General features: G+C 56.0%; 4 protein-coding genes and 3 pseudogenes. 5 read left to right on the forward strand and 2 right to left on the reverse strand.

Features of this window, described 5'->3' with window-relative positions; genetic code table 11:
* Positions 1–358: 358 nt before the first annotated feature.
* The 4 genes and pseudogenes from CXQ94_RS23210 to CXQ94_RS21075 all read left to right on the forward strand — a co-directional run.
* A pseudogene (locus CXQ94_RS23210) lies at positions 359–620 on the forward strand (IS3 family transposase); the annotation flags it as partial.
* Between the two features lie 34 nt (positions 621–654).
* Entirely contained in the window at positions 655–1,164 is a 510-nt protein-coding gene (locus tag CXQ94_RS21060) for a hypothetical protein (protein WP_104092553.1), read from the forward strand.
* A gap of 1,013 nt (positions 1,165–2,177) precedes the next feature.
* On the forward strand, positions 2,178–2,672 hold the full coding sequence (locus CXQ94_RS21070) for a hypothetical protein (protein ID WP_104092555.1): 495 nt from the start codon (positions 2,178–2,180) through the stop codon (positions 2,670–2,672).
* A gap of 782 nt (positions 2,673–3,454) precedes the next feature.
* On the forward strand, positions 3,455–3,880 hold the full coding sequence (locus tag CXQ94_RS21075) for an ABC transporter ATP-binding protein (RefSeq protein ID WP_181034353.1): 426 nt from the start codon (positions 3,455–3,457) through the stop codon (positions 3,878–3,880).
* Here CXQ94_RS21075 and CXQ94_RS21080 read toward each other — a convergent pair.
* On the reverse strand, positions 3,868–4,446 hold the full coding sequence (locus CXQ94_RS21080) for an RNA polymerase sigma factor (protein ID WP_104092556.1): 579 nt from the start codon (positions 4,444–4,446) through the stop codon (positions 3,868–3,870). The two genes, CXQ94_RS21075 and CXQ94_RS21080, sit on opposite strands and share 13 nt — an antisense overlap.
* 241 nt (positions 4,447–4,687) lie before the next feature.
* Positions 4,688–5,782, reverse strand: a pseudogene (locus CXQ94_RS21085) (transposase).
* A 1,256-nt stretch (positions 5,783–7,038) separates the two neighbouring features.
* Here CXQ94_RS21085 and CXQ94_RS23215 point away from each other — a divergent pair.
* A pseudogene (locus CXQ94_RS23215) lies at positions 7,039–7,281 on the forward strand (transposase); the annotation flags it as partial.
* Positions 7,282–7,292: the final 11 nt, after the last annotated feature.

A 7,292-nucleotide genomic window follows, 5' to 3' on the forward strand; every position in this document is an offset into this window, starting at 1 on the left:
GCCAACCCCACAACACAGGGCCTAGCCATGACCGGACTCCAAACCGGCACACTCGCAACCATCGCACTCCTCGCCGCCCTCCTGGGCACCGGCGCCCTCGTCTTCACCACCATCCAACGCCGACGCAGGGCTAAGCACTAATCGTTTCGTATCCGGCTGTGCACGGCCACCGTTTCCTGAAGTAGGGCAGTGGACGTGCACAGCCATTTAGGGGCGTCCCAGAAGGTCGGAATAATCGTTCGGCAGATCGTTGATTTCTTGTGACTCTCACTGAGCGTTCTTCGCCAGGATCATCAAGCGATCCTCTTGAATACCATCCAAGAAATACATCCATCTGATCAACTCTGTCGACGGGCAAGGCTCGAGGGGCAGCGTCGAGGCATATGCAGATAACGCCGCCATGGAAATCTTCTTCGCGCTCCTGCAAAAGAACATGCTGAACCAATAGCGCTGGGAAAACCGGGCCGAGCTACGCCTGGCCACAGTGGTCTGGATCGACAAAAACCTACTACCGTCACCGTCGCCAACAACGACTCGGGAAGCTAACACCAATCGAGTTTGAGACAATAAACAAGACCACTCAACCGGTCACCGGAATATCAACCCAAACTGTCAACTAAATCATAGGCAGATTCTTTAGTGAAGGAAAGCACGATGAATATTTTTGAAACCCTCCCGTCAACCCTTAGTTCGCCAGAAGGTTTTCTTTCTCTCTGCGATGAACCGAATGTGTTCGGTGCGAAGAAGAAGGCTCAGGACGCGTATTCACTCTGGGAGAGCGCTGACGATCGCATATTTGCTCAACGTCATGCGTTCCGTGCGCCTGGCGGCATGGGATCAGGCCTTGTCATCAGCGCATTCTGGGACCCTTCGAAAGTAAACCCCGACCTGGCGGCAATCGCAGAGGCCATCAATTCCGCGGTGCCTGTCAAGATGATCAAAGAGGACGAGAAATCCACGTGGAAGGGCCGCAACAAGAAGCAGAATACCTTCTTCGTCTGGCGAGGAATTCAACCCCAGCCCTTGAGCCAGTGGTTCCTTGAGCGCTTCGGAGTCCATGCCTACGCGGCCCAGTTGATAAATGAGTCTGATTTGGCGCAGAACGCCGTTGTCATCGCGGTCAAGGACGGTGTCGACAACCTCTGGCCCCTCACGTTAAAGTGAGTGACTGGTGAACGGGCCGGTTTTCGCCCTTCTAAGCTCCTGCTACTCCGTGCTACGCCGCTGGAACCGATCCGATGTCCGTACCCCCTCCGCGCAGGCCGGACCCGGCCTGCGCCTGAGGAGGAAACTTCAGTCGAATCTGCTCCGATACCTCGAACGGAGCACGGACATCAGAGAAACCCGTGCGGTTCTCGCCCATCATCGAACCCGACTCAACTCCGCAGCGTTGCAGGCCAGCGGTGGCCCCCGCGCCCAGCTTGAAAGCCTTCGGCGCCTCCGCCCCCTGCAATCAGCGAGCTTTTTGGATTCGCCGGAGCACGCCAGCCTCCCCGCCTGGGCGCGAGATGCGATCGTACTCATGGACCTGCAAAGGGTCCTGGAACAGTGGGGGCTACGCAACTACCTAACCTCAGGCTCCGACTTCTACGGTCGAGACATCGACCGGGCAATCAACATCTCGGAAAGAACGGAAAACAAGCCGGTCGCCGATCAACTAAACCTGGCAAAAGGACTACGTACAGGCGACGCTGAAACGATATATTCCCAGATATCCGCTGAGTTAAGAGACCTCCTCGAGGCCCCTGACACTTGGGACTCGATACTCCCACAGGAATGAACCCGAGGCGAACTACTTGGGTCGCATAAACGAGCCTTCGCTAACGCCGAGTTGAGCCAGGTAGCCACTGAACTACAGCTTGCCAAGGGCAAGCCAACCAGAGCCGGGGCAGCCCCTAAGTGACTACCGGGCCTAAAAGCCAGGCTTTATCGTCCTCGCACGGCTTACAGTCATTTTCTGGGGACTCCTATTTAGGCCAAATAGATAGTATTGCAATTTCTAGGGTTTGTTCCGTCATGATCTGGTTCTAGCTTTCTCTCTATCTGTAGAGGCATGGTTCTTGGTTGGTGTTCTTGCACTAAACGGCATGCCGTTGTCTTTGCAAGGCACATCAGAACTGTTCCATCATCTTCCCCTGTGGTTGAGGGGCTTAGTAGATAGGGGGGAATGAAAGCTTATGCACGATACACCTGGAGTAGACGTTCTTGTCGCCACTGGCGAGAAAATGGCCGCGCTTACCTATAATTATTCCTCTTTGGCCGGTTTCACTTCGGCTGACTCCGGTATCGAAGTTTCAGGGATCAAACTGGTTCAACTCGTGGATACAGCCATGGCCATCCCTGGTGAGCGACTGCACTTCACAACGTGGATACTCAATGCCACATCTGAAACACTCACCGAGGTCACCCTGCGTTTGAGATCGTTTACGAACGAACTGGCCGACCAACTGCAGTACACCACTGGTCCCTGCCCACCGGTACTCACCGGGGGAATCTTGGAACCTGGGGAATCCCTAAGCTATTCATTCAGTTATGAAGTTACTCAGAGAGACATTCAAGAACCCGGGTATCTAATTAGCGCACTTCAATCAGAGCTCTCCTCACCCAGTCTCGGCAGACTCTTCAGTGAATGTGACGCACTCATCAATACCGCAGAGGACACCACGACATGATCAACCTGCTCCGAAATCCCGCGCAACGCACAACCGGCGTTTGGCCTTTCTCGAATAACCGAGAAAGTTCCATCTTAAGAACAACTACAGCGCCTGCACCACGACGACACCCCGTAACCTCAATTCCCGGACAACTCACACAGAGCAGGTTCAGTCAGGAACCCTGTGAAGGATGAGGTGCAGATTCCATTCAGCGTTGACTCCATCACCATTGAAGACGAAAGAATCGCGAGTCTCTTTGACGTAGCTATCGTGCGAATTTCCGTACGAAACCAAAGAATAGCGTTGACACCCCAACGCGCCAGAGAACTCGGTTACGCACTCTTAAGAGCGGCAAACCCCACCAATCATGGGGCGACGGCCCGATACTCTTGAAGGTGGCTTCGGGGGTACCGGGCCTAGTAGATCAGCACCCATTGCCAGCCATCGAGAATCCGGAGCTTGAGCCTGCCGTTCGGACAGGCGAAGTAGGTATCGTCATGTATAACCTGTTCGGAACCCGCGTCTGCCAGGTCTGTGATCACGGACAGCAACTATTCGAGACTGTTCACGCGGGCCTTGATTTAGATATTCGTCGGCATGCTTCTGCTAGCTCACGTCACCAACAAAGGATTCCGACCCTCACCGGGTTCTTAAGCACTAATCGCTGTCCACTTCCTACTCACCCCGAACCGTGGAGCCCTGTTGCCGAATCCGGGCGCCGCTCACGCCGCTCGTCCCTGGGCGCTATTTACCAGGACCCGCTTTCGTCCTTCGATCCGAGGCTTTCCACGGGCTCGCTCTTGGCTGATGCGTTGAGTTTTGGTGCCACCCGCAATCCACGAAAGTACACCACGGAAGTTCCTGAGTTGCTGGCGATGGTTGGCCTGGAACCGGGGGCGGCTATTGCCCGCGCACTTGCACCGAAACCGAGGGTGCTGATCTGCGATGAACCTGTCTCCGCCTTAGACGTCTCAGTCCAGGCCCAGATCCTTGACCTCCTTGATGATCTGCAGCAGCGGCTCGGGCTGAGCTACCTCTTCATCTCCCACGACCTCTCGGTGATCAGGCATATGAGTGATGCCGTGCTGGTCATGCGCGCCGGGGCAGTTCTCGAATCCGGGAAAACCGAGTCCGTGTTCTCCGACCCCAACACCACTACACGCGCTCACTATTGGCCTCTGCCCCATCCCTTCCGGGCGGCTAACAGGCGCGATTATCGATGGTAACCAGCAGCTTGCTCTCGAAGCCCGCGTTTCGCTCTCCCGTAGAGCGCCGCGAACGCGTTGGGGCTGATGTGGAGAATCTCGGCAACGTCTGATCGTGGTGTCCCTAAAACGATGACGTGCCACAGAGCAAGCTGCCAGCGCCGGGGAAGATTTTCAAAAGCACCGCGAAGCATCTCATCGGCCAGGACGTGCTGGGCAGCGCCATCATCAGTCCATGGATCGCTGCGACCGTTCTCCAACTCCAGAATGGCTTCGAGTTCCACAACGACCACCCTCGAAGAAGTGCTGGAGTTCTTGGCGCAGAGATTTCTGATCGCGGTGAATAGATAGGCGCGAAAATGTTCCAGCGGTCCAGCTCCCTGAGCAATAATGTTCAAGACGTTATAGAAAGCCTCTGACGCGATGTCTTCAGCATCTTGCTGACTTCGGGTGTAGCAGCCGGCCAGATGGAGGGCCGCGGAGTAGTGTTTTCGAAAGAGTGCCTCCTGAGCATTTCGGTCACCATTCCGACAGGCAGTGATGAGAAAAGAATCCGAAGAATAATTAGGCGTGCGAGATGCAGACATGACCCCCCTCCCCCCACTTCAACCATGCGATTACTACGAGACCTTTCAAATAATCGTTATTCGTAGCGGGGGAGGAAGTGGATTGGGACTGCTTCAAGAATTCTTTTGGGCGCGTTGCATTAACCGCGAGGGCGCTGGCGGAATCCTACTTCCAGGGAACCCTGGTGCGGCCATATTAAGGCCCGGTACTCCTTAGGGTCTCTTCAGGGGTCGCTGCAGAAAACGGGAAATATTGACTCTTCTATGCCTGCAAATCCGTGTTTCCAGTAGTTTCGCTTGAAACTGAACCAGCAAGGACCCGGAACACTCGGCGGGCCAAATAGCGTTTGAGGCCGCGGCGGATCTCCCTATCCGTCTTTCCCTCGGCCCAACGATTTTCGACGTAGCACCGGGTTTCGGCATGGTGCGTCACCCGGGTAATCGAGATCATGTGAAGGGCGCTGCTCAGGGTTCTATTTCCACCACGATTCAGTCGATGTCTGACCGTACTGCAAGAGGAAGCGCGTATCGGGTCCACCCTGACCAGACTTGCAAAGGCTGCCTCATTGCGGACGCGTCCCTAGTGGGACCAGGCCACGAAGTACTTCGCGGTGTTCACCGGGCCGAAGCCGGTCTCATCGAGTAAAGGTACCGCCTCGCTAACCTTGACTAGCTCGTCTAGCTGCTTCTCGTTGGTATTCAGATGCTCATCTATGGCCAAAATGTACTTGCCGATACGTATCGCTTCAGAGCTGGCGATGGTTACAGAACCCTCTTCCTCACGGGCTCACAGGGAGACCTCCTCGATCTGCGCAGGTGTGAGCTTCTTGCGGGCGTCTACACCAAGATCGTTGCTGCGCACCAAGGCATTAAGTGCATCCACGGATCGAGTACGGTCCCTCGCCATGGAACTGTGTGCGGTGACCGAGATTCACAGCCCTTGACGGATTCCTTCATTCAGGCGGGGCCAGCGCAATTTCTCAACCGATAAAGCCAATACGGTTCTGGCGATTCGATGGGAGTCCAGGGCATCGGGCTTGCCGACCCCGCGGTTCAGCTTCGTATCCATGCGCGGGGCATCAACGACCGGGAACCCGGAGCCAGCTACGGTGCCGGCCAAGATGGATCCGTAGGAGGCAGCGCCCTCGATCCCCACAGAGTGTCGGCGTCCGCGCGGGTGCGGCGAGTAACCCAGGTGATGGCCCGCTTGGTCTCTGCCGTGGTGGTGGGAAATTCCTGAGTGTATCCAGCAGTGCACCGTTGGTGGTGTCGAGGATAGCGTAGACGTGGTTGCGAGCATGAGTGTCGACGCCCACGACAAATGGTGATCATGCGCGACGATGGACAAGACGGTCACCGTACTTTTCCTTTGTGATGGACTTGCTTGATGGCCGTTGCAGGCCGGTACCAGTCCGGGTACGAATCACCAAAGGAACAGCACTGTGATGGGTCACACCCCGAGGGGTGGACAATCTTCTAATCAAGCTACCGAGGTGGGCCGGACAGGTATCGGCCCACCTCGCAGACGGACAAGTCAATAGAAGGACAATCTAGGGGTCAGTGCCCTAATGAGTCACACTCAAGGGGTGAAACAGCCAGTAACTATCCTGCCAGCCAGTCCCAGACCAGCTACAAGTAAGTCTCACAGTGTTGCAATGCCCCATTTGCGGAATTTCCGAAATGGTTCTTACCTCAAGGCGACGCTTCGCGTACTGCGGGAGGGCCAATGCTTGCTTGTTTGCTTTCTCAGCTCGAGCAGGAATTCTTTGCCGCTCCGCACATCCACCCCTGCCGGGTAGGAACAGCGTTCACCAAGCCTAGGCCAGTCCGTGAGTATGGCATACAAGCGGTCATGGATGAGAGTGGTCTTCATGGGCCGATCCAACTCCTCAGAGATTTCACGTGCAGCGCTGCGCCATTGATGACTGGAAACAGTCAGAGCATCATCGGTAACCACCGCGTACCCCCGGCCGACCAACTGCCTACCGACCGATCGCATCCCGCGCCGCAACAAGAACCAACGATTCTTCCACGTTCACACTTTCCATGAACAAAGAGCCTCCTTAACACGACAGACCAACCACTAAGAGTCGAAGTAACCAACGGTCTTCCCCGAATCTGACGAAACCCGCAGAAGAACCAAAACAGCACTAGCGGCGTATTGTGTGATTTCCGTTCCATAACGACTCAGACCCGACTGCCCGTTCCAATGGGTTGAAGGCTAGGCCGGCGCTACTGGGGGCAGTAGCGCCGGCCTAGCCTTCCTCCGATCCGGGACAAGAAGGGTGCTCAGCCCCCTGGCCCGTGCCGAAGTCCAACCTCACCGTCGCTGGGGGCAAACGACAAAGCTGGAAACTAAAGTGTTGTCGCCCCACGTCGGATTCACCGTCCACCGCGACATCACTGCCACGGGTAAGTACGAACAACACTCCCCACATGTATAGAGTGCACAAAACCGAAATCATGACGGAAGACCGCCATTCCCGACCAAAGACAACCAAACCCACGGGATTGCCGCGGGTTTGCTTGACTGCTGACTTGTGAGGATATATTCCTTGGAGCAAGGATATCGATATGCCTAAGCCTTTCCCCGCTTAGTTCCGTCGCGATGTTGTGGCCGTGGCTCGCAAGCATGAAGCGCCGATCTCCCAGATCGCTAGGGACTTCGGAATCTCCGAGGCCACTCTGCATAATTGACTCAAGAAGGCCGATATCGAGGACGGCACCCGCCCGGGCGTGAGCGCTGCCCAGGCGGCCGAGCTGCGGGATGCGAAGAAACGCATCCGGCTACTGGAACAAGAGAATGAGATCCTGCGTCGGGCAGCGGCGTTCTTCGCCCGCGAGCTGCCCCCAAAATGAGCTACCCG

It is taken from the genome of Arthrobacter sp. GMC3 (genome assembly GCF_002929305.1).
Taxonomy (GTDB): Bacteria; Actinomycetota; Actinomycetes; order Actinomycetales; family Micrococcaceae; genus Specibacter.